The 22,452-nt window shown below is 60.2% G+C and carries 24 protein-coding genes; 14 read left to right on the top strand and 10 right to left on the bottom strand.

The window, feature by feature from the left end; genetic code table 11:
* The first annotated feature begins 250 nt into the window (after positions 1-250).
* Complete coding sequence (gene rhtA, locus KGB25_RS11655) at positions 251-1,138, top strand: threonine/homoserine exporter RhtA (RefSeq protein WP_008043004.1); 888 nt, start codon at positions 251-253, stop codon at positions 1,136-1,138.
* 169 nt (positions 1,139-1,307) lie between these two features.
* Positions 1,308-1,589 (top strand): hypothetical protein, encoded by a 282-nt coding sequence (locus KGB25_RS11660; protein ID WP_008043007.1) that lies wholly within the window; start codon positions 1,308-1,310, stop codon positions 1,587-1,589.
* A 9-nt stretch (positions 1,590-1,598) separates the two neighbouring features.
* On the opposite strand, the gene KGB25_RS11665 is transcribed toward KGB25_RS11660, so the two are convergent.
* On the bottom strand, positions 1,599-2,159 hold the full coding sequence (locus tag KGB25_RS11665; protein ID WP_008032598.1) for a TetR/AcrR family transcriptional regulator: 561 nt from the start codon (positions 2,157-2,159) through the stop codon (positions 1,599-1,601).
* 92 nt (positions 2,160-2,251) lie between these two features.
* Here KGB25_RS11665 and KGB25_RS11670 point away from each other — a divergent pair, with 92 nt between their 5' ends.
* Positions 2,252-2,980: an SDR family oxidoreductase gene (locus KGB25_RS11670; protein ID WP_008032599.1), complete on the top strand. Its 729-nt coding sequence runs from the start codon at positions 2,252-2,254 to the stop codon at positions 2,978-2,980.
* 36 nt (positions 2,981-3,016) lie between these two features.
* Positions 3,017-3,607: a 2-hydroxychromene-2-carboxylate isomerase gene (locus tag KGB25_RS11675; RefSeq protein WP_008032600.1), complete on the top strand. Its 591-nt coding sequence runs from the start codon at positions 3,017-3,019 to the stop codon at positions 3,605-3,607.
* On the opposite strand, the gene KGB25_RS11680 is transcribed toward KGB25_RS11675, so the two are convergent.
* On the bottom strand, positions 3,604-4,602 hold the full coding sequence (locus KGB25_RS11680; protein WP_223435012.1) for a zinc-dependent alcohol dehydrogenase family protein: 999 nt from the start codon (positions 4,600-4,602) through the stop codon (positions 3,604-3,606). The genes KGB25_RS11675 and KGB25_RS11680 overlap by 4 nt on opposite strands.
* A gap of 117 nt (positions 4,603-4,719) precedes the next feature.
* Between KGB25_RS11680 and KGB25_RS11685 the strand changes: the two genes are divergently transcribed.
* Complete coding sequence (locus tag KGB25_RS11685) at positions 4,720-5,616, top strand: LysR family transcriptional regulator (protein WP_223435013.1); 897 nt, start codon at positions 4,720-4,722, stop codon at positions 5,614-5,616.
* A gap of 4 nt (positions 5,617-5,620) precedes the next feature.
* Here the strand turns inward: KGB25_RS11685 and KGB25_RS11690 are convergent, their stop codons facing one another.
* From KGB25_RS11690 to KGB25_RS11705, 4 genes are all read right to left on the bottom strand, one after another.
* The gene (locus tag KGB25_RS11690; protein ID WP_223435014.1) at positions 5,621-7,429 is read right to left on the bottom strand and encodes an aminopeptidase P family protein; all 1,809 of its coding nucleotides are present in this window, start codon (positions 7,427-7,429) and stop codon (positions 5,621-5,623) included.
* Between the two features lie 64 nt (positions 7,430-7,493).
* Positions 7,494-8,651 (bottom strand): cysteine desulfurase family protein, encoded by a 1,158-nt coding sequence (locus KGB25_RS11695; protein WP_008043024.1) that lies wholly within the window; start codon positions 8,649-8,651, stop codon positions 7,494-7,496.
* 161 nt (positions 8,652-8,812) lie between these two features.
* Positions 8,813-9,427, bottom strand: coding sequence for a LysE family translocator (locus tag KGB25_RS11700; protein WP_008032608.1), 615 nt, complete (start codon positions 9,425-9,427; stop codon positions 8,813-8,815).
* Between the two features lie 98 nt (positions 9,428-9,525).
* Entirely contained in the window at positions 9,526-9,795 is a 270-nt protein-coding gene (locus tag KGB25_RS11705) for a hypothetical protein (RefSeq protein WP_008043025.1), read from the bottom strand.
* A gap of 489 nt (positions 9,796-10,284) precedes the next feature.
* Between KGB25_RS11705 and msuE the strand changes: the two genes are divergently transcribed.
* The 4 genes from msuE (at position 10,285) to KGB25_RS11725 (ending at position 14,455) form a co-directional block, all read left to right on the top strand.
* Positions 10,285-10,848, top strand: coding sequence for an FMN reductase (msuE, locus tag KGB25_RS11710; RefSeq protein WP_008032612.1), 564 nt, complete (start codon positions 10,285-10,287; stop codon positions 10,846-10,848).
* Positions 10,849-10,858: 10 nt separating this feature from the next.
* Positions 10,859-12,004: an FMNH2-dependent alkanesulfonate monooxygenase gene (gene ssuD, locus KGB25_RS11715; protein ID WP_008032614.1), complete on the top strand. Its 1,146-nt coding sequence runs from the start codon at positions 10,859-10,861 to the stop codon at positions 12,002-12,004.
* 138 nt (positions 12,005-12,142) lie between these two features.
* Positions 12,143-13,330, top strand: coding sequence for an acyl-CoA dehydrogenase family protein (locus KGB25_RS11720; protein WP_032829030.1), 1,188 nt, complete (start codon positions 12,143-12,145; stop codon positions 13,328-13,330).
* A 21-nt stretch (positions 13,331-13,351) separates the two neighbouring features.
* Entirely contained in the window at positions 13,352-14,455 is a 1,104-nt protein-coding gene (locus KGB25_RS11725) for a sigma-54 interaction domain-containing protein (protein ID WP_008032617.1), read from the top strand.
* On the opposite strand, the gene KGB25_RS11730 is transcribed toward KGB25_RS11725, so the two are convergent.
* Entirely contained in the window at positions 14,452-14,817 is a 366-nt protein-coding gene (locus tag KGB25_RS11730; protein WP_223435015.1) for an antibiotic biosynthesis monooxygenase, read from the bottom strand. The genes KGB25_RS11725 and KGB25_RS11730 overlap by 4 nt on opposite strands.
* Positions 14,818-14,912: 95 nt before the next feature.
* Here KGB25_RS11730 and soxR point away from each other — a divergent pair, with 95 nt between their 5' ends.
* Entirely contained in the window at positions 14,913-15,380 is a 468-nt protein-coding gene (gene soxR / locus KGB25_RS11735; protein ID WP_223435016.1) for a redox-sensitive transcriptional activator SoxR, read from the top strand.
* 101 nt (positions 15,381-15,481) lie between these two features.
* On the opposite strand, the gene KGB25_RS11740 is transcribed toward soxR, so the two are convergent.
* From KGB25_RS11740 to KGB25_RS11750, 3 genes are all read right to left on the bottom strand, one after another.
* Complete coding sequence (locus KGB25_RS11740) at positions 15,482-16,252, bottom strand: MetQ/NlpA family ABC transporter substrate-binding protein (RefSeq protein WP_008032622.1); 771 nt, start codon at positions 16,250-16,252, stop codon at positions 15,482-15,484.
* Positions 16,253-16,327: 75 nt separating this feature from the next.
* On the bottom strand, positions 16,328-16,993 hold the full coding sequence (locus KGB25_RS11745) for a methionine ABC transporter permease (RefSeq protein ID WP_008032624.1): 666 nt from the start codon (positions 16,991-16,993) through the stop codon (positions 16,328-16,330).
* A 2-nt stretch (positions 16,994-16,995) separates the two neighbouring features.
* On the bottom strand, positions 16,996-18,210 hold the full coding sequence (locus KGB25_RS11750; RefSeq protein WP_223435017.1) for an SfnB family sulfur acquisition oxidoreductase: 1,215 nt from the start codon (positions 18,208-18,210) through the stop codon (positions 16,996-16,998).
* A 267-nt stretch (positions 18,211-18,477) separates the two neighbouring features.
* Between KGB25_RS11750 and KGB25_RS11755 the strand changes: the two genes are divergently transcribed.
* From KGB25_RS11755 to KGB25_RS11770, 4 genes are all read left to right on the top strand, one after another.
* Positions 18,478-18,936, top strand: coding sequence for a VOC family protein (locus KGB25_RS11755; protein WP_223435018.1), 459 nt, complete (start codon positions 18,478-18,480; stop codon positions 18,934-18,936).
* A gap of 200 nt (positions 18,937-19,136) precedes the next feature.
* Positions 19,137-20,012, top strand: a complete 876-nt coding sequence (locus KGB25_RS11760) for an alpha/beta fold hydrolase (RefSeq protein WP_192227833.1) — start codon at positions 19,137-19,139, stop codon at positions 20,010-20,012.
* 97 nt (positions 20,013-20,109) lie between these two features.
* Positions 20,110-21,417, top strand: a complete 1,308-nt coding sequence (gene dctA / locus KGB25_RS11765; RefSeq protein WP_032829031.1) for a C4-dicarboxylate transporter DctA — start codon at positions 20,110-20,112, stop codon at positions 21,415-21,417.
* Positions 21,418-21,438: 21 nt separating this feature from the next.
* Positions 21,439-22,389, top strand: a complete 951-nt coding sequence (locus KGB25_RS11770) for a LysR substrate-binding domain-containing protein (RefSeq protein WP_317848240.1) — start codon at positions 21,439-21,441, stop codon at positions 22,387-22,389.
* The last annotated feature ends 63 nt before the right edge of the window (positions 22,390-22,452 follow it).

The raw sequence follows: 22,452 nt of genomic DNA on the forward strand, positions 1-22,452 counted from the left end.
CGATGACCTGAAGCAACTCGCTGTCGAAAACTGCGTAACTCTTTGTTTACCAAGGAGTTTTCCGTTTCGACTGCGCCGGAAGTGGGGCGAATTATAGACTTCCAGAATCTGCCGTCAACCCCTAATTCAGCCTTTCTATCAGGATGCTCAAAATCACTGCTTATATATAGACGCGAACACCTTGAATGCGCAGTATATTGCCCAACACTAGAACAATACGTTCGTTTCCTGCCTTGGACGATGCCACGCAATGAATGACCACCCCCGCAGCCTTGCCTCTACCCTGTTCTCGGTTGGCCTGCTATTGATAGCCATGGCGTCGATCCAGTCCGGAGCCTCCCTGGCCAAAAGCATGTTCCCGGTTATCGGTGCGCAGGGGACAACGACCCTGCGGTTGATTTTCGCCAGCGTAATCATGCTGATACTGCTGCGCCCATGGCGTGCGAAGCTCACCGCGAAATCCTTGCGCACGGTCATTGTCTACGGGATGGCACTCGGCGGCATGAACTTCCTCTTCTATATGTCCCTGCGCACAGTCCCATTGGGAATCGCGGTAGCGCTGGAGTTCACCGGGCCGCTGGCGGTTGCTATTTATGCCTCACGTCGCGCGATCGACTTTTTATGGATCGCACTGGCCGCCATCGGGTTGCTGTTATTGATACCCACGGGAGCCACGACTGCCGGTATCGATCTGGTCGGTGCGGGTTATGCCTTGGGGGCCGGAGTCTGCTGGGCGTTGTACATTCTATTCGGCCAGAAGGCCGGTGCAGACAATGGCGTACAGACTGCTGCACTGGGCGTCATGATTGCCGCACTGTTCGTAGCGCCTATCGGTATTGTGCATGCCGGCGCCGCGCTGCTGACGCCATCGCTGATCCCCATAGCGATCGGCGTCGCCCTGTTGTCCACTGCCCTGCCCTATACGCTGGAAATGGTCGCCCTGACCCGAATGCCAGCCCGGACCTTCGGCACGCTGATGAGTATTGAACCTGCGATCGGTGCCCTGTCAGGTCTGTTGTTCCTCCATGAATACCTCTCACTGTCACAGTGGATGGCTATCATCTGCATCATTCTGGCTTCCGTCGGCGCGACCATGACCATGGGCGGTGCCGCCAAACCTGCGGTTGCCGCGGATTAATACAGGATTTGACGAAGGTCTGGTATTTACCGCGCAATTAGGCCATGTTTAAGCCCGTAACCCAGTGTCAGACATGGATTTTTCACGATAGGGATATAAGAACGCTTCAAGCTAAAGCGAACACGGCCAGACCCGGGCGCAAAGATCCGGGGACGCTATAAGGACAGCAATGAAACGAATTTTGATACTGATCGCCATACTTGCAGTTGCGGGCTGCGCGGCGACTTCGGAAACTCATACCAAACGTGGCAAGAAAGGATTGCATATCAACTGTTCCGGGCTGTCGTCATCCTGGGACAAGTGCTACACCAGCGCAGCCAACTCCTGTGCGCCCAAGGGATACAAGGTCATCGCAAAATCAGGGGATGGCGTGGAAGAACCTGGCGATTATCCGTTTGGTCTCAACCCGGCCGGCTATACCAGCCGCAGCATGATCGTCATCTGCAAGTAGGCCGTCTCTTCAGGTCCGCGGGCCGGCGATCTGACGGCTGATCTCATCGTAACTGGACTTCAGTACCGTGCGCTGGATGTCAGGGGTGGCGAGCATTCGCGCCACAACCAACGCGCCGATGCATTGCGACAGAATCGCCCATGCCAGGCTGTCGCTCTCCAGAATCCGCGCCCAACTCTCTTGTAGCCGACAAATCCAGTTCTCCGCTTGCTGCCGGACCAGCACGTCTGAACGGGCTATTTCGGCGCCCAATGCCGGCAAGGCGCAACCCGACTCCGGGTGTTCGACATGGGACATGCTCAAATAATGCTTCAGGCAACGCTCGAGCCTGTCACGGTCCTGATCCGCCCCCAATCGTTCCAGACTTTGAACCAGCTCACGCTCGACAATTGAAGCGAACAGCTCATCCTTCGACGAAAAGTGGCTGTAGAAAGCCCCACCACTCAAGCCGATCGCCTTCATCAAGGCATCGACACCGACTGTTGCGAAACCCGACTTCTTCGCCGACAACGCACTGCTTTCCAGCAGCTTCTGTTTGGTTTCCAGTTTGTGATTGGCCGAGTAACGCATTGCCTTGCCCTCTGTATTGATCATCTTGACGCCTGCCGAATCGTAGCATAACGTTCGTTTAGTTAACGATCGTTTAGCAAAGAGAGCACCTCATGAATAATAAGAAGGTCGTACTGGTTGTCGGCGCCGGTGATGCTACTGGTGGAGCTATTGCCAAGCGTTTTGCTCAAGAAGGATTTGTCGCCTGTGTCACCCGGCGCAGTGCGGACAAACTCCAGCCATTGGTGGACGCCATCAAAGCCGAGGGCGGTGAAGCCCATGGTTTTGCCTGTGATGCGCGCAAGGAAGAGGACGTGATTGCGCTGGTCGAGCAGATTGAAAGCCAGATCGGCCCCATCGAAGCGTTTGTGTTCAACATCGGCGCCAATGTGCCGTGCAGCATTCTCGAAGAAACCGCTCGCAAGTATTTCAAGATATGGGAAATGGCCTGTTTCTCAGGATTTCTCAATGCCCGTGAAGTGGCCAAGCGCATGGCCAAGCGTCAGCGGGGCACGATTCTGTTTACCGGCGCGACTGCCGGCCTGCGGGGTGCCGCCGGATTTGCAGCATTCGCCGGTGCCAAGCACGGCATTCGCGCACTGGCTCAAAGCATGGCCCGCGAACTGGGGCCGATGAATATTCACGTTGCTCACGTCGTCGTCGACGGCGCTATCGATACCGACTTTATCCGCGACACCTTTCCCGAGAAGTACGCCACCAAGGATCAGGATGGCATCCTCAATCCCGAACACATCGCCGAGAACTACTGGTACCTGCACAGCCAGCCCCGTGACGCCTGGACCTTCGAACTGGACCTGCGCCCCTGGAGCGAACGCTGGTAAGCCCTCCCCAATAACAATAAACAGAGCGCATTGAACATGAGCAAAACCGTTGAGTTCTACTTCGACCTCGGCAGCCCTGCCACCTATCTGGCCTATACCCAACTGCCAAAAATCTGCGAGCAGACAGACAGCCGACTGGTCTACATCCCGATGCTGCTGGGCGGCGTTTTCAAAGCCACCGGCAACGCATCCCCCGCGACCATTCCGGCCAAGGGCCTTTATATGTTTCAGGACCTGGACCGCTACGCCAAACGTTATGGCGTGCCACTGAAGTTCAATCCGCACTTTCCCATTAATACATTGATGCTGATGCGCGCCGTCACTGGCATGCAGTTACGCCATCCCGAACGCTTCCAGGCATTCATCGACTGCCTGTTTAAAGCGCTTTGGGTCGAGGGACGCAGCCTCGATGACCCGGCGACCGTCGCTTCAGTGTTGACGCAGAACGGCTTTGACCCCAACGAAGTGCTGGCCCTGACCGCCGATGAAGACGTCAAGGCAGCGCTCAAGGACAACACCGAGAAAGCGGTGCAACGCGGCGTGTTCGGTGCCCCCAGCATGTTCATCGATAACCAGCTGTTCTTCGGCCAGGATCGACTGGACTTCGTGATTGAAGCCCTGCGTTAAATCTCGATGACCAACCGCCCCTGAGCCGCTCCGCAAAACTGCAGCTCATGGGCGGCCTCGGCGGTTTGCAGAGTGAACGCCCGAGGATCTATCAACGGCTTCAGCTTGCCCGCCTCGATCAAGCGAGCCGCCTCACGAAGAATCTCCCCGTGACGCTCGCGCCCCACGCCGGTGAGTAACGGCAATAACGTAAACACGCCGGAATAGGTTGCGCCACGAAACGAGAGCGGCGCCAAACTGTGCTGCCCCCAACCGAGGCAACTCAACACATGACCGTGATAAACCCGTACAGCCTTGAATGACGCATCCAGGGTCTCACCGCCCACCGTGTCGTAGACGATATCGAAGCCCTCCCCATCCGTGTGTTGCGCTACATATTCCTCGACCGAAGACTGGCGATAGTCGATAAACGTCGCACCAAAGCCTTCGATGATTGCCTGATGCCTGGCAGAACCGGTGGCAAACACCTGGGCACCGAAGGCGCGGGCTATTTGCACCGCGACATGCCCCACACCACCCGCACCGCCATGAATCAGCACCTTCTGCCCCGCACGCACCCGCGCCCGGTCCACTAACCCTTCCCACGCCGTAATCAACACCAACGGCAACCCCGCCGCCTCACGCATACTCAAATTGCCTGGCTTGCGCGCCAGCAGTCTGGCATCGATTGCTGCGTACTCCGCCAACGAACCCTGCGCCCCGCCAATTCCGGTGGCCATGGCATAAACCTCATCGCCCGGCAGCCATCCACTGACCCCCTCCCCCAACGCCTCGATGGTTCCCGCCAGATCAATGCCCAACACCGCCGGCAATGACTGACGCGCGTGGGCGGCCTGGCCCGAACGGATTTTTCCGTCCAGTGGATTTACCCCGCTGGCTTTGATCCGGACCAATACCTGCCCTGCTTCCGGCACCGGCCGTTGAATGGAAGCCAAGCGTAGCGGCGCGTTGGCCGAGTCGACAATCAGAGCGCGCATTTCAAGTGAGTCAGTCATTTCGCATATTTCCGTCAGAGGTGGCTGTGGGATAAATCTTCGGCCAACCGACTCATGCTGATAAGACGCTAAATAGCTATAGTGACCATGCCTATCCGGCATCAATGAGAACTCCCCGTGGACAAACTCAATGCAATGGCGATCTTCGTAAGGGTCGTCGAACGCGGCAGCTTTTCTGCCGTTGCCCGAGAGATGCAGACCAGCCAGCCCACCATCAGCAAAGTGCTCAAGGCACTGGAGACCGGGCTGGGCGGAAAACTGATTGCACGCAGCACCCGCCAGCTTTCCCTGACGGATGAAGGCCAGCGGTACTACAACGAATGTCGACAAATCCTCGCGGCCGTCGATGCGGCCGAGCACAGTTTCCAGTCCGGCAAGGAGCGCATTGCCGGTCACCTGCGCATCGGCTCCTCGGTCAGCTTCGGGCGTTTGCAGATTGCCCCGCGTCTGGCGCAATTCCTTGAGCGCCATCCCGACATAGAAATCGACCTGCAACTGAGTGATCAAAACCAGGACCTGGTCAGCGAAGGACTGGACGTCACCTTCAGAATCGGCGAACTGAATGACAGCGGCCTGATCGCCCGCCACATCGGCACCACCCACCGCGTCACTGTCGCAGCGCCGGCCTACCTCAAAAAACACGGCCAACCGCACACGCCGGCAGAACTGGGCGGGCACAACTGCCTGCAGTTCAATCTGTTGAACAGCCAGAATTTATGGGTTTTCGAGAAAAACAATCAACGCCACGAGGTGCGGATCAAGGGCAATGCGCAAAGCAACAACTCGGAGGCAATCCGCGAGATGGTGTTGGGGGGACTGGGGATTGCGTTGTCGCCGGTGTGGCTGTTCAGCGAAGACTTGAAAGCCGGGCGAGTGACAGCGATTTTGCAGGACTACACCGCGCAGTCACTGCCGATGCATGCTGTGTCCCCGGCGAATCGTCGCCAATCCGCCAGGGTCAAAGCCTTTGTCGACTACATGAGCCAGGCGCTGGAAGCAGCGCCTGAACTCTAGCCGATCAGATAGCAGCGGTTCGAGTGTTCAGCCACTCAAGGGCTGCACCGTCGACCAGCGGGCTCAAGCGTTCGCGCACTTCGGCGTGATACGCGTTGAACCACTGTTTTTCGTCCTGAGTCAGCAACGACGGTTCCAGGCAGCGCGTGTCGATCGGGCACAAGGTCAGGGTTTCGAATTTCAGGAACTCACCGAATTCGCTCTTGCCCGCTTCACGGTTCAACACCAGGTTCTCGATCCGCACGCCCCAGCGACCCGGACGGTAGGTGCCCGGCTCGATGGAAGTGATCATGCCCGGCTGCATCGCGGTTTGCGGCGCAGCAACAGCTTGATAGGCAATCACTTGCGGGCCTTCGTGAACGTTGAGGAAGTAGCCGACGCCGTGCCCGGTGCCGTGACCGTAATCCACGTTTTCCGCCCAGATCGGCGCACGGGCGATGGCGTCCAGCAACGGCGACAAAATGCCCCGAGGGAATTGCGCACGGGACAATGCGATGACGCCTTTGAGCACACGTGTGCAATCGCGCTTCTGCTCATCGGTTGGCGTACCGACCGGCACCATCCGCGTGATGTCGGTGGTGCCGCCCAGGTATTGGCCGCCGGAGTCGATCAGCAACAGACCGTCGCCCTCGATCACCGCGTGCTCTTCTTCGGTCGCGTGGTAATGCGGCATCGCCCCGTTGGCGTTGAACGCGGCAATGGTGTTGAAACTCAGCGACACGTAGTCCGGACGACGCGTGCGCGCTGCGGTCAGGTGTTCGTCGATGGTCAGTTCGGTGATGCGTTCACGGCCCCACGCCGACTCCAGCCAGGCGAAGAATTCGCACAGCGCCGCGCCATCCTGCTCCATGGCCTGACGGATGTGCTCGGCATCGGCCAGGCTTTTCTGCGATTTGGCCAATGTCGTCGGGTTCAGGCCTTCGACCAGTTTCACGCCGCTGTTCAGGTTATCCAGCAAACCGGCGGTGACGCGTGCCGGATCGACTTGCAGGCTCGCGCCGCTCGGCACTGCGCGCAAGGCGTCGGCCACTTCGCTGTAATCGCGCAGGGTCACGCCGTCCTTTTCGAGGATCGCGCGCAGCTCGGTGCTGACTTTGCTCAAGGCCACGAACAGGGTTGCCTGTTGTTGGCTGATCAAGGCGAAAGAGACAAACACAGGGTTGAACGACACATCGCCGCCGCGCAGGTTGAACAGCCAGGCGATGTCGTCGAGGGTGGCAATGAAATGCCAGTCGGCGCCACGCTCTTTCAACACCTCGCGCAGGTTGGCGAGTTTTTCGCCACGGCTGACCGTCGCCTGAGGCGGCAGGTGCTGATAGATCGGCTCGTTCGGCAGTACCGGGCGATCGCTCCAGACTTCGCTCAACAGATCGATGTCGGTGCGCAGACGGGCGCCGCGCTCTTCGAGTTTGCTACCCAACGTACGTGCCGAGGCCACGGCCATCACCGCACCGTCTACCGCGACAACACCACCTTCAGGGGTTTGCTCGGCCAGCCAGTCCAGCGGGCTGGGTTGACCCGGTTGCAGCTTGACCAGTTCGATGCCGCTGCCTTTAAGTTCCTTGGTCGCTTGCTCCCAATAACGGCTGTCGGCCCAGACACCGGCGAAATCCGGCGTGACGATCAGCGTGCCCACCGAGCCATGAAAGCCCGACAGCCATTGCCGTCCTTGCCAGTAGCCCGGCAGGTATTCCGACAGGTGCGGATCGGCCGACGGCACCAGCAGGGCGTGAATGCCCTCCCGGCTCATCAGCTTGCGGGTGTGCGCCAGGCGCTCGGGCACCGATCCATTGATCGAAGGCTGCGTACTCATCATGTCTCCTGCTAATCACTTCATCATTATTGTTGAGTGCCGATCAACGTCGGCACTTAAGGCCTTATTGCCAGAATGCCGGGGCACTGGCGCAGGCCGCTTTAATCAGTTGTGCCGCCTGGTCGATGTCCTGCTCGGTAGTGAAACGCCCCAGGCTCAAGCGAATGGTGCGGCTTGCCGAGCGGGCGTCATGCCCCAGTGCCAGCAGCACATGGGACGGCGCATTGCTCGCGGAATTACAGGCCGAGGTCGCAGAAAACGCAATCGATGCGCTCAACGCCGCGGAGTTGAACTCGCCTTCACTGAAGGTCAGGCTCAAGGTGTGAGGGATGCGCTGGGTCGCGCTGCCATTGAGGCGCACGCCGGGAATGCCCGACAGGTGTTCGAGCAAGCGCTCGCGCAGGCGCGCAATCGTGGCTTTCTCTTCATCGAACAGTTGCGCGGCCAAGGCGAACGCCACGCCCATGGCGGCAATCTGGTGAGTCGCCAGGGTCCCGGAACGCAAGCCACCTTCATGGCCGCCCCCGTGAATCTGCGCCTGCAAACGCTGTTGCGCGCGAGGCCCGACATACAGCGCGCCGATGCCTTTGGGACCGTAGATCTTGTGCGCCGAAAACGACATCAGGTCCACCGGCAATTGCGCCAGGTCGATGGCCACTTTCCCCGCGCCCTGGGCCGCATCGACATGGAACAACGCCTCGCGGGCCCGCACGACCTCGCCGATGGCGGCGATGTCATTGACCGTGCCCAACTCGTTGTTGACCAGCATCAGCGACACCAGAAAGGTGTCCTCGCGCATCGCTTCGCTGACCGCTTGCGGGGTAATCAGACCTTGCGCGTCGGGCACCAGATACGTCACGGCAACACCGGCATCCTGCAATTGCCTTGCGGTGTCGAGAATCGCCTTGTGTTCGATCTGGCTGGTGATGATGTGCCCGCCGGACACCCCGCGAGCCTGGGCCACGCCCTTGAGGGCGAGGTTATTCGATTCGGTGGCGCCGGAGGTCCAGACGATCTGGTCGGCTTGCGCCCCTACCAGCCCGGCGACTTGCTGTCGCGCCTGCTCGACCGATTGCCGGGCCTGTTGGCCGAATGCATGGGAGCTGGACGCAGGATTGCCGAAGTTCCCGGCAAACCCCAGACACTCGACCATGACCTTGATGACCCGCTCGTCCACCGGCGTGGTGGCGGCGTAGTCGAAATACAACGGACGTTTATTCATAAAAGACTCGCAGAGCTTGTTCCGGGATCAGGTGCTGGCAACCCGTGCGCCAGCAATACCTGATCGGATGCGTTAAGAAAGTACGACTTCACTTGAAAGTGCGTAGGAACGCTCCTGAAGTCGAGCTTAACAGGCATCGGGCAACCGGTTGAAGCAATGCGTCAGCTAAAGCTTTCCAGCATCAATGGATACAGCGAAACCACCAGCAACGCGGCCATGCCCCAATTGAACACGCGCAACCAGCGGCGGTCCTTGAGCACGTTGCGCAGCAGCGTGCCGCACGCGGCCCAGACGCCGACGCTCGGCAGGTTGATCAGGGCGAAAACCGCCGCAATCACGATGACGTTGGTGAAATAGCCCTGCATCGGCGTGTAGGTGCTGATGGCACCGATGGCCATGATCCAGGCCTTGGGGTTGACCCACTGGAATGCGGCCGCGCCGAGGTAGCTGATCGGTTTGCTTTCACCGTTCTCGCCGTCGGATACCGGACCGGAATGCGCGATTTTCCACGCCAGGTACAACAAATACGCCGCGCCAACGTAGCGCAGCACGGTGTAGAGCAACGGATAGCTTTGAAACACTGCACCCAGACCAAAACCCACCGCCACCACCAGGACGAAGAACCCGCAGGTAATGCCAAGCATGTGGGGGATGGTGCGGTTAAAGCCGAAGTTCACGCCCGATGCCAGCAACATCGTGTTGTTCGGGCCGGGGGTGATCGAGGTAACGAGAGCGAACAGGGCGAAGCCCAGCAGCAGATCGAGCGAGAGCGTCATTGGTGGCAGTCCGTCAGGGTCATTCAGGTATTGACCCTATCGCACGCCTGCCGGGAAACCCATGGACAGTTGGGTGAAACTTCGAGCAGTACAGTCGCTCAGCTTGGGCGACCGTGCAGTTGAACAGTGCGCTCGGCGTTCATTTCGCCTTGTTTGTCGAAGCTGAAGGATTTCTGTGGCTGACCGAGCAATTCAGCTTTTTTCGCGTGGTATTCATCGAAGGACAAACCGCGACGATTCAGCGATTCCAGTGCCAGTTCACGGGTTTCCTCGGCGGTGTAGGGCCGCAATTCCGGGGATACGTGGCTGGCACATCCGGCGAGAACGGAGACGGCGAGCATCAGGAAAGTGGCGAGTAGAGGTTTCATGGTCTGGCGTCCTGGCATCTGGGTTCGGGGCAATGAACACAGGCTACTCGCGCCTTTGGATGGGCAGAAATCAACGCTCTCGATAGTGGGTATTGAAGCCGAATTACCACACCTTGTAGGAGCCGGCTTGCCGGCGATGAGGACCTTGGACCTTGCGGTGTTTTTGCGGCCGCCATCGCCGGCAAGCCGGCTCCTACAAGGGACGTGCATATTTCTTAATGATCTATAAATATCTTGCAATGATCTTTTGAGGAATAACAAACAGCCTTTATAACAACCCCATCGCCTTACACAACTGTTGCCCACGCAACTGTTTGCCAGGCAACAGTCATTCAACAAACAGTCCTTAAAATCGAACAGCACGTAGTCATCAATACGCTGCAAGCCACGTAAATCGTGGGCTCGAAGGATTGGTACAGCTCTTGCTCAAGCCCTGTGACTACTCACTACTCACTGCTCGCTGAGCAACTGTTTAAAAAGGAACTGATCATGTCGCGTCCATTGAAAGTCGTTGCCCTCTCCGGCGGTACCTGGCGTCCGTCCCGCACGTTGGTGCTGACCCAAGCGCTGTTGGCCGAACTGGCCGGGCAATTGCCGATCGAGAGCAAGCTGATCGAACTGGGCGACATCGCCCGGCCACTGGGCGCGGCCCTGTCGCGCCAGGAACTGAGCGCCGACATCGAAGCCGAGCTGCAAGCCATCGAAAACGCTGACCTGCTGATCGTCGCCGCGCCGGTTTATCGCGGCTCCTATCCGGGCCTGCTTAAACACCTCTTCGACCTGATCGACTTGAACGCGCTGATCAATACGCCGGTGCTGCTCGCCGCCACCGGTGGCAGCGAACGGCATGCACTGGTGCTCGATCACCAGTTGCGCCCGCTGTTCAGTTTCTTCCAGGCGCTGACCCTGCCGATCGGCGTCTACGCCACCGAAGCCGATTTTGCCAATTACCAAATAACCAGTGAGCCCTTGAAGGCCCGCATTCGCCTTGCTGCAGAACGCGCCGCGCCGTTGTTCGGCGTGCACCCCAAAAATCTGCTGAAAATCGCTTAAGGATCTTTTCATGGATGTTTTCTGGTTTCTGCCGACCCACGGCGATGGCCATTACCTGGGCACCACCCAGGGCGCTCGCCCGGTGACGCTCAACTATCTGAAACAAGTGGCGCAGGCCGCCGACAGCCTCGGCTACCACGGCGTGCTGATTCCCACCGGGCGTTCCTGCGAGGATTCCTGGGTCATCGCTTCGGCGCTGGTGCCGTTGACCGAACGCCTGCGTTATCTGGTGGCGATTCGTCCGGGGATTATTTCGCCGACGGTCTCGGCGCGTATGGCCGCGACACTGGATCGTCTGTCCAACGGCCGCTTGCTGATCAACGTGGTGACCGGTGGCGACCCGGACGAAAACCGTGGCGACGGGATCTTCCTCGATCACAGCGAGCGTTATGAAGTCACCGACGAATTCCTGCAGATCTGGCGTCGCGTGCTGCAAGGCGAAGCGGTGGACTTCGAAGGCAAACACCTGCAAGTGCAAAACGCCAAGGCCCTTTATCCGCCGGTGCAGAAACCCTATCCACCGTTGTACTTCGGTGGTTCCTCTGAAGCCGCCCATGAACTCGCCGCCGAGCAGGTCGATGTCTATCTGACCTGGGGCGAACCACCGGCCGCCGTCGCGGAAAAACTCGCTGATGTGCGTGAGCGCGCAGCACGCAACGGGCGCACGGTGAAGTTCGGGATTCGCTTGCACGTGATCGTTCGCGAGACGGCCGAAGAGGCGTGGAAAGCCGCCGACAAACTGATCGAACACATCAGCGACGAGACCATCGCTGCCGCGCAAAAGTCGTTCTCGCGTTTTGACTCCGAAGGCCAGCGGCGCATGGCGGCGTTGCATGACGGACGTCGCGACAACCTGGAAATCGCCCCCAACCTGTGGGCCGGTGTTGGCTTGGTGCGCGGCGGTGCCGGCACGGCGCTGGTGGGTGACCCGCAGCAAGTGGCGGCGCGGATCAAGGAATACGCGGACCTGGGGATCGAGAGCTTTATCTTTTCCGGTTATCCGCACCTTGAAGAGGCGTATCGCTTTGCCGAGCTGGTGTTCCCGCTGTTGCCTGAACCGTACGCAAGCCTGGCGGGGCGTGGCGTGACCAACCTCACCGGGCCGTTTGGCGAAATGATCGCCAATGATGTGCTGCCCGCCAAAGCCACGGCCTGACCCACCTACTACCTGTAGGAGCGAGGCTTGCCCGCGAAGAAAGCGCTGCGGTCTATCCGATGCATCGCGTCATCGTTCTTCGCGGGCAAGCCTCGCTCCTACAGGGAATCGGTGTTGAATTTATTGAGGACCCCCCGCGTGACTGCCAAGCCGCTAAGCGCCCTGTTATCCCCCCTGCAAACCGCCCGCCAGTTGGCCGCCGAGTTTGCCTTGACCGCGGTCGAGCGCGACGAACGTGGCGGTACGCCGAAAGCCGAGCGTGACGCCCTGCGCCAAAGCGGTCTGCTCGCGTTGAGCATTCCCACCCAGTACGGCGGCCTCGGCGCCAGCTGGAGTGAAACCCTGACCATCGTGCGCGAGTTCGCCAAGGTCGACAGTTCGATTGCCCACGTCTTCGGTTTTCATCACCTGATGCTCGCCACCGTGCGCCTGTTCGCCCGACCCGAGCAGTGGCAGCCGTGGTTCGAACAGACCGCGCGCAAGAACTGGTTCTGGGGCAATGCCCTCAATCCGCTGGACACCCGCACCGTGGTGAAAAAACTCGGTGGCTGGCGCGAGTTTTCCGGCAAGAAAAGTTTCTGCTCCGGCGCCAGCGATTCGGAAATGCTGATCGCCTCGGCAGTGGATGAAAGCGCCGGCGGCAAGCTGTTGATCGCGGCCATCCCCAGCGGCCGCAGCGGCATCACCCTGCACAACGACTGGAACAACATGGGCCAGCGCCAGACCGACAGCGGCAGCGCTTCGTTCGAACGGGTGCGGGTCGAAGAGTCGGAATTGCTGCTCGACCCGGGTCCGCTGAGCACACCGTTCGCCTGCCTGCGGCCATTGATCGCGCAGCTTACTTTTACGCACATGTTCCTCGGCATCGCCGAAGGTGCCTTTGAAGAGGCGCGGCAATACACCCTCACCGAAACCCGCCCGTGGCATAAATCCAGCGCTCAGGATGTGCGTCAGGACCCGTACGTGCTCGGCCATTACGGCGAATTCTGGGTCGCGCTCGAAGGCGTTCGTTTGCTGGTGGAACGCGCCGCCGACCTGCTCGACAAGGCCTGGGCGAAAGGCCCGAACCTCAGCGCCGAAGAACGTGGACACCTCGCCACCGCAATCGCCACGGCCAAGGTCGCCGCCACGCGCAACGGCCTCGAACTCTGTAGCCGGCTGTTCGAAGTGACCGGCGCGCGCTCGACTCACGCCTCGCTGCGCCTGGACCGTCACTGGCGCAACCTGCGTACGCAAACCCTGCACGACCCGGTGGATTACAAACTCCATGAACTGGGCGACTGGGCGTTGAACCAGTCCCTGCCGATTCCGACTTTCTATTCATAGCCTTCTCATGGAGCCTGCCCCATGCAACTGCTGACCTTACCGCCCTCGCCCGCCCTGGCCACGTCGATCCGCGCCACCGCGCAAGTATTCGAAGACCCGAAATCCCAGGCCTTGCTCGCGCATTTGCAACAGGTCGCGCCGAGTGAAGCCAGCGTGCTGATCATCGGCGAAACCGGCACCGGCAAGGAGCTGGTGGCGCGGCATATCCACAACCTCAGCGCCCGGCGCAACCGCCCGTTTGTGGCCGTCAACTGCGGCGCGTTCTCCGAATCCCTGGTCGAGGCCGAGTTGTTCGGCCACGAAAAAGGCGCGTTCACCGGAGCCTTGAGCGCCAAGGCCGGCTGGTTCGAAGAGGCCGACGGCGGCACCTTGTTCCTCGATGAAATCGGTGATCTGCCGATGGCGATTCAGGTGAAGTTGCTGCGGGTGTTGCAGGAGCGCGAAGTGGTGCGCCTGGGCTCGCGCAAAAGCATTCCGATCAACGTGCGCGTACTGGCGGCAACCAACGTACAACTGGAAAAAGCCATCAACGCCGGGCATTTCCGCGAGGACCTGTATTACCGCCTCGACGTGGTCAGCCTGGAACTGAGCCCGCTGCGTGATCGCCCCGGGGACATCCTGCCGCTGACCCGTCACTTCGTCGAAGCCTACAGTCAGCGCCTCGGCTACGGCACCATCACCATCAGCAAGGAAGCCGAACTGAAACTGCGCAGTTACAGTTGGCCGGGCAACATCCGCGAACTGGAAAACGTCATTCACCACACCTTGCTGATCTGCCGTAACGGCGTGATCGAGCGCGATGACCTGCGCCTGTCGAACATGCGCATCGAGCGTCAGGACGACTATCACAGCCAGCTCGACGATTCACCGGAAGCCTTGCTCGACCGCGCGTTTCAAAAGCTGTTCGAAGAACAGGCCGGCGCGCTGCACGAGAAAGTCGAGGACGCCTTGCTGCGCGCGGCTTACCGTTTCAGCCATTACAACCAGGTGCACACCGCCGCACTGCTGGGCTTGAGCCGCAACGTCACACGCACGCGCCTGATCAAGATCGGCGAACTGGCGGTGAACAAGCGCCGGCCCACGGAAAACGTGCAGGGCGAGCGCTTGATGCAGCTGTCGATTTAGCCCACTAAATTGCAATGCAGCGCGTTGTCGTGGCTGCGTTCCAGGCTGTGCAGCACCTGGAACGAGCCGAACGTCACGGTTTTCGCCTGATGGGCGCGGATCAATTGCCAGAAATCCTGCTCGCCGCTTTCAAAACCCTGAAACGCGGCTTCCCCCGCCTCCCGCGATTGCCATTGCAGGTAATTGAGCACCCGCCGGCCATCGTCGCTGGCCTGGATGCTCGCACTGAGAAAACCGCTGTAACGCTGAGCCAGGCGTTCGGTCTGTAACGACAGCGCCGACACCAGGGCGGGCTGTTGATGGGGTTCGATCTCGAATTCGATCAATTGGGTGAAGCTGCGATTTTTCTCTGGCGCTTGCATGAAGAGTCCCCACTGACGTGTAAGCCGGATCTTGCGATCCGAAGGCCTGCAGGGTAAAACCTCGAGTTAACTAGAGGTCAAGGGACATTTTTCACATGATCACCTCGCAACAACTGCATAAAGAGCTCACCGTCGGCCAGGTCGCCGCCCGCAGCGGCGTGGCGGTCACGGCGCTGCATTTTTATGAATCCCGGGGTTTGATCAAAAGCACGCGCAATCAGGGCAACCAGCGGCGCTATCCGCGTGAAGTGTTGCGGCGGGTGGCGTTGATCAAAGTGGCGCAGCGCTTGGGGATTCCGCTAGCGGAGATTGGCGAGGCGTTGAAAACCCTGCCGGATAACCGCGCGCCGACGGCGGCGGACTGGAAGGTGTTGTCGGCGCAATGGCGCCGGGAGCTGGATGAGCGAATCAATCAGCTGACCTTGCTGCGGGATACGCTCAACGGCTGTATTGGCTGTGGGTGTTTGTCGATGGAGGCGTGTCCGTTGCGTAATTTTGGTGATGTGTTGGGGGATCGGGGGCCGGGGGCGCAGCTGTTGGAATCAGGGGTTGATCCGGAATAGGCGGCGCGCCATTCGCGGGCAAGCCTCGCTCCTACAAAAGCACCACCGTACCTGTAGGAGCGAGGCTTGCCCGCGAAGGCGTCCTCAAGAATGGCTGGAGATCAGAAGCCCGGAGCAATCTGCCCTTTGTAGCGGGTCAAGATGAACTGCCGCACTTCATCGGAATTCAACGCTTTGGCCAGTTTCTGCAAACCCGGGTCGTTGATGTTGTCCGGGCGGGCCACCAGGAATTCGATGTACAGGCTCTTGCCCTTCTCGACGATCAACGCGCTGTTGGTGTCGATCCCCGCTTCCAGAGCGTAGTTGGCGAACACAAACGCCAGGTCCACCTGACTCACCGAACGCGCCAGCAACGCACCTTCCAGTTCACGAATCTTCAAATGCTTCGGGTTTTCGGCGATGTCGCGCTGAGTCGCCAGGGTGTTGCTCGGGTCCTTGAGTTTGATCAGCCCGGCCTCGTGCAGCAGCACCAGTGCGCGGCCAGTGTTCACCGGGTCGTTGGGGATGGAAACCGTGGCGCCATCCTTCAGTTCGGCGATGTTTTTGATCTTGGTCGAATAGGCCCCGAACGGTTCGATGTGCACACCGACCACCGGCACCAGATCGGTGTGACGGGTCTTGTTGTAGTCATCGAGAAACGGCCGGTACTGGTAATAGTTGGCGTCGAGGTTCTTCAGGGCAAGCTGCTGGTTGGGCTGGATGAAGTCAGTGAAGACCTTGATGTCCAGGTCCACGCCTTCCTTGGCCAGGGTGGGTTTGACGAACTCGAGGATCTCCGCGTGCGGCACCGGCGTGGCGCCGACGGTGAGTTTTTCGTTGGCGTGAACGCTCAACGACACAAGGGCAGCCAGAATGGCCAGGGTCTTTTTCATGTTGTGCTCCTAGGCAGATTGAGTGGCCGTCGTGGGGCGGACGTGAGGCCTGAGTTTTTTTGTTGAGTCGAATGTTTATCGTCGGCTGTAGCGCGCCACCAATCGGTCGCCGGTCATTTGCAGGGCCTGGACCAGGATCAGCAAAAGCACCACGGTGACCACCATCACGTCGGTCTGGAATCGCTGGTAGCCGTAGCGGATCGCCAGGTCGCCCAAGCCTCCGCCGCCAATCACCCCGGCCATCGCCGTGTAATCCACCAGCACGATTGCGGTGACAGTGACCGCCGCCAGCAACCCGCCGCGAGCCTCGGGCAACAAGGTGTGGCGGATGATTTGCCAGGTGGTGCCGCCCATGGCCTGGGTCGCTTCCACGACGCCGCGATCAACCTCGCGCAAAGCGGTTTCCACCAGCCGCGCGAAGAACGGCGTGCAGCCAACCACCAGCGGCGGAATGGTCCCCGGCACGCCCAGCGAAGTGCCGACCAGCAGCGTTGTCAGCGGAATCAACACAATCAGCAAAATGATGAACGGCAGCGAACGCAGCATGTTCACGATCACCGACAACACCCGGTAAACGCCGATGGCTTCGTGCAACTGGCGTTTACCGGTGAGGAACAGCACTACCCCCAGCGGCAACCCCAGCAGTACGGTGAAACCGAGGGCGGCACCGAGCATGCTCAAGGTGTCGAGACAGGCCTGGCCGATGTCGGCCCAGTAAATGTTTTTGAACCATTCGGCCATGATCAGGACCAGTCGTGGCGCGGCGGTTTAACGCCGTTGAGCAGCCAGTTGCCGACCACGTGGTATTTCCAGCGCACCGGGTCATGCAGGGTATGCACCCGTGCATTGCGCCAGTGCCGGTCGAAGTTGTGCTTCTTCAGGGTCGAACGGGTGCCACCGAGTTCGAACAGTTTGTTGGTGGCTTCGATGGCGATTTCGGTGGTCAGCACTTTGGCTTTGGCCACCGCGAGGGACGCTCGGGCGACGTTGTCTTCGTCGGGTGCCGGGCGCGCCGCATCCAGCGCCCAACCGGCACGTTCCAGCAAGGCTTCGGCAGCTTCCAGGCGAATCTCCAGGCCACCAACCTGAATAATGGTCAGCGGATCTTCACTGGCTTTTTCCACACCTGCATCGATCCACGGCCGGGCGAATTGCTGAACGAAGGCGATGGTGTCACGCAGCGCTGCGCGGGCGATGCCGGCGTCGATGGCGGCGGTGGTCAATTGCGCGAACGGGCCGGCCAGGGTCGGGCTTTCATAGGAACGATACGTCGGGAACACGTTGAACGCCGGGACGTGCAGGTCCTCGGCCAGCACCGTGCCGCTGGACGTGGTGCGCTGACCGATGCTGTCCCAGTCGTCGACGATCACCAGCCCTGGGGTGCCGCGTTCGACGAAGGACAACTGGCCCTTCTGCTCTTCATCCAGCGCCAGCACCGCCAGCCAGTGGGCGTAAAGTGAACCGGTGCAATAACCCTTGCGACCGTTGATCACATGCCCGTCGCCATAACGGCGAATGGTCGCCTGAATGTCCTGCACGTTTTTGCCGCCGGTTTCCGACAACGCATTGGCAAAGCGATGACCTTGCAGCGCCAGGCCGAAAAAATGTGCCTGCTGCTCGGGCGTGCCTTGCAGGCGGATATCTTCCAGCAGGCAATAGTGGTTTTGCGGGATCTGCCCCAGGGACGGATCGGCCGCCGAGATGATCGCGATGACCTGCGCCAGCACCGCGTAGGACACCTGCGCGCCACCAAACTCCTTTGGCACGCTGATGCCCCACAAGCCACTGTTGGAATACAGGTCGACGATTTCGGCGGGCACCTGGCGTGTACGGTCGCGCTCGGCGTCCTGCTCCAGCAAGACCGCGGCGACGCGCTCGGCCACACGCAAGGCTTCGGCTTCATCGGCGATCCGATGGGCGGCCGGCGGGTTGATCGGATAAACGGCAGATTCAGGCATACAAGTCTCTCGGCAACAGTGTTTACCGGAGGACATTGCAGCTTCTGTGCCTGACCGCCCGGGCCCGTGTTTTCGGGCAGTTTCGGGGGTTTTCAACGGTTATTCAGTGAGAAACCCGAGCATTCTGCTGCTTCACTGTTTATGGCCGAACAGTGGCGCTGCTGCTCGTCGGGCACTCGGATGCGTAAAAGGCGCTGGCCTATAGTTATCCGGTCGGAAACCGGCGAAGGACTACCTTCAATTCAACAATAGACAGGGAGAATAGCCATGAGCGTCAAACCCATTCCAGAGGGTTATCACAGCATCACCCCTTATCTGGGCATTCAAAAAGCGGCCGAAGCCATCGAGTTCTACAAGAAAGCTTTCGGCGCGACCGAAGTCATGCGTCTGTCCATGCCCGACGGCAGCATCGGCCACGCCGAACTGCGCATCGGCGACTGCCCGATCATGCTCGGCACGCCGTGCGATCAGGGGCCGTTGAGCAATCCGGACAAGTCACCGTCCGTGGGCTTGCACCTGTATGTGAACGATGTGGACAAGTCCTACAAACAAGCGATTGCGGCGGGCGCCACGGTGGTGTCCGAGGTCAAGGATCAGTTTTACGGCGACCGTTCGGGGACGTTGAAAGATCCGTATGGGCATTTGTGGTTTCTGGCCACGCGCAAGGAAGATTTGACCCAGGCGCAGATTGAGCAGCGGGCCAAGGAGATGTTTCAGCAGGGTTGAGATTTTCTGTGAATATCAGGGCCTCTTCGCGGGCAAGCCTCGCTCCTACAGGTCCGGTTGTGCTTTTGTAGGAGCGAGGCTTGCCCGCGAAGGCGGCCTCCGAGACAACACACTTCATGAACAAGCGCACCACGCTTTGCGCCTTGCCGTAGCCGTCGAACAATTTCAGGATGCAGGCAACTACAACAAGGAGTCATCCCATGTTCGCCGGATTCCTCAAAGACCAGCGCCACGTCAACGGTGTGGACATTGCCTACCGCATCGGCGGCAGCGGGCCGGGCCTGCTGTTGCTGCACGGTCACCCGCAGACCCACGTCATCTGGCACAAGGTTGCCGAACAACTGGCAGCGCACTTCACCGTAGTCGCCGCCGACCTGCGCGGTTACGGCGACAGCGGCAAACCGCTGGCCAACGACCACCACACCAACTACTCCAAACGGGAAATGGCCAAGGACAGCATCGAGCTGATGAAGTCCCTGGGCTTCGAGCAGTTCTCGGTGCTCGCACACGACCGTGGCGCCCGGGTTGCCCATCGCCTGGCGCTGGATCATCCGCAAGCCGTGCAACGCATGGTGTTGCTCGACATCGCACCGACGCTGTCGATGTACACGCAAACCAATGAAGCCTTTGCCCGCGCCTATTGGCACTGGTTCTTCCTGATCCGCCCCGCTCCGTTGCCGGAAACCCTGATCGAGGCCGATCCCGAATCCTATCTGCGCAGCGTGATGGGCAGTCGCAGTGCCGGGCTCAAACCGTTCACCGCCGAGGCCTTTGGCGAATACCTGCGCTGCCTGAAACAGCCGGGCACCGCACGCGGGATCTGCGAGGACTACCGGGCCAGCGCCAGCATCGATCTGGATCATGACCGCGCCGACATCGACGCCGGCCGTCATCTGAACTTGCCGCTGCTGGTGCTGTGGGGTGCCGAAGGCACGGTCGGGCGCTGCTTCGAACCGCTCAAGGAATGGCAACACGTGGCCACCGACGTGCGCGGCAAAGCGCTGCCCGCCGGCCATTACATCGCCGAAGAAGCCCCCGAACTGCTGCTCGCCGAAGTCCTGGCTTTCCTGCGCTGACAGCCGCGCCGTACTGATCTGAATCCACTTTCCGCCGCAGGCCGTCACTGGCCTGCGCGGGATCGTCATGCCCAAAAACCGTCTCGAGATAATAAAAATGACCATCAAGAAACTGCTGGGAACCCTCTACGTGCAGGTGCTCATCGCCATCGCGCTGGGCATTGTGATCGGCCATTTCTGGCCGCAGATCGGCATCGACCTCAAGCCGTTGGGTGACGGTTTCATCAAGCTGATCAAGATGATCATCGGCCCGATCATCTTCTGCACAGTGGTCTCTGGAATCACCAGCATGCACGACGTGAAACAGGTCGGCCGGGTCGGTGGCAAGGCGCTGCTGTACTTCGAAATCGTCTCCAGCCTTGCGCTGTTGATCGGCCTGCTGGCGGCGCATGCGCTGCATCCGGGCGCGGGGTTCAACATTGATGTAAAGACGCTGGATTCGTCGGCGATTGCCGGTTTTGTCGGTCAGGCCGAACACGGCGAAGGCATCACCGGTTTTTTGCTGCACGTGATTCCGACGACTTTTTTTGATGCCTTCTCCAAGGGTGAAATCCTGCCCGTGCTGTTCGTCTCGGTGCTGTTCGGCATTGCGCTGGTGATGGTCGGTGAAAAGGGCCGGCCACTGGTGAACGTGATCAATCAGGCCAGCGAAGTGTTCTTCCGCATCGTCGGCATCATCAGCCGCGTCGCGCCGATCGGGGCGTTTGGCGCGATTGCGTTCACCATCGGCAAGTACGGACTCGGCTCGTTGCTGCCGCTGTTGAAGCTGATTGGCACGTTCTACCTGACCGCGCTGATTTTCATTGCGTGCGTGCTCGGCAGCATTGCCCGTTATGCCGGCTTCAGCATTTTCAAACTGCTGGCGTACATCAAGGCAGAACTGTTGATCGTACTGGGCACCAGCTCTTCGGAATCGGCGCTGCCGCAGTTGATCCAGAAACTCGAAAGCCTGGGCGCCTCCAAAGGCGTGGTGGGGATTGTCGTGCCGACCGGCTACACCTTCAACCTGGACGGCACCAACATTTACATGACGCTGGCGGTGCTGTTTTTGGCCCAGGCGACCAACATTGACTTGAGCCTGGAGCAGCAACTGACCTTGCTGGCCGTGGCGATGCTCACCTCCAAAGGCGCGGGCGCGGTGGTCGGTGCGGGGTTCGTGGCGCTGGCGGCGAGCCTGGCCGTAGTGCCGACCGTGCCGGTGGCGGCGATGGTGCTGATCCTCGGTGTCGACCGTTTCATGGCCGAATGCCGATCCCTGACCAACATCATCGGCAACGCCGTTGCAGCGCTGGTGGTGGCCGCCTGGGAAGGTGAACTGGACCGCAGCAAGATGGCGCCGATCGCCCTCAAACGCGGGCGCCACGCTCGGGCGGCAGCGGCGGCGGCCAAGCTGTCTGCTGAGTAAGTCGGCGTTCACACCGATGCTATGCTGGCGGCTCATGCCGCCAGTGCCCGTTCTGTCATGACCACCAAGAAAGACACCGTGCCCCTGCCCGAAGACCTGCGTGTATTACTTACCGTCATTCGTAAAAGCGGTTTCGCCGCCGCAGCGGATGAACTGGGCCTGTCGCCCGCCTACGTCAGCAAACGTATCCAGATTCTCGAAACCACCCTCGGCACGCGCCTGCTGCACCGCACCAGCCGCCGCATCGCCCTGACAGAGGACGGTGAGCGCGTGCAGCGCTGGGCGTTGCGGATTCTCGATGATTTCCAGCAACTGCACGACGAACTCTCCGACGCCCACGACAGCCCTCGCGGGCGTCTGCATTTGTGCAGCAGTTTTGGCTTCGGGCGCAATCACGTGGCGCCGGCCCTGTCACTGCTGGCCGAACGTTACCCGGACCTGGAGATTCGCCTCGACCTGTTTGATCGGGTGGTGGACATCGTCAACGAAGGGTTCGACCTGGAGATCCGTGTCGGCGATGACATCCCCGGCCAGCACATCGGCCGGCGACTGGTGAGCAATCGGCGGGTGTTGTGCGCGGCGCCCGGTTATCTGCAACGTCACGGCACGCCGCAGACGCTGGGCGATCTGGAGCAGCATCATTGCCTGGTGATCAAGGAGCGGGACAACGCCTTCGGCATCTGGAACCTGGAGCACGACGGGGCCCAGGAAAGTGTGCGGGTCAGCGGACCGTTGTCGTCCAATAATGGCGAGATTGTCTTGCAGTGGGCACTGGATGGGCGCGGGGTGTTGTTGCGGTCACTGTGGGATGTGAAGCCGTTGCTGGAGCAGGGGCGATTGGTGCAGGTGCTGCCCGGATACACCCAGAGCGCCAACGTATGGGCGGTGTACCCGACGCGGCTGGCGTACTCGGGGAAGTTGCGCGCGTGTGTGGAGTTTTTGCAGGAGCATTTCAAAGGGTTGTCGGTTTGATTTGCGGTGTATGGGCGGGCCTCTTCGCGGGCAAGCCTCGCTCCTACAAAGTTCGCGCTGACC

It is taken from the genome of Pseudomonas sp. BF-RE-21 (assembly GCF_019947305.1).
Lineage (GTDB): Bacteria > Pseudomonadota > Gammaproteobacteria > Pseudomonadales > Pseudomonadaceae > Aquipseudomonas > Aquipseudomonas migulae.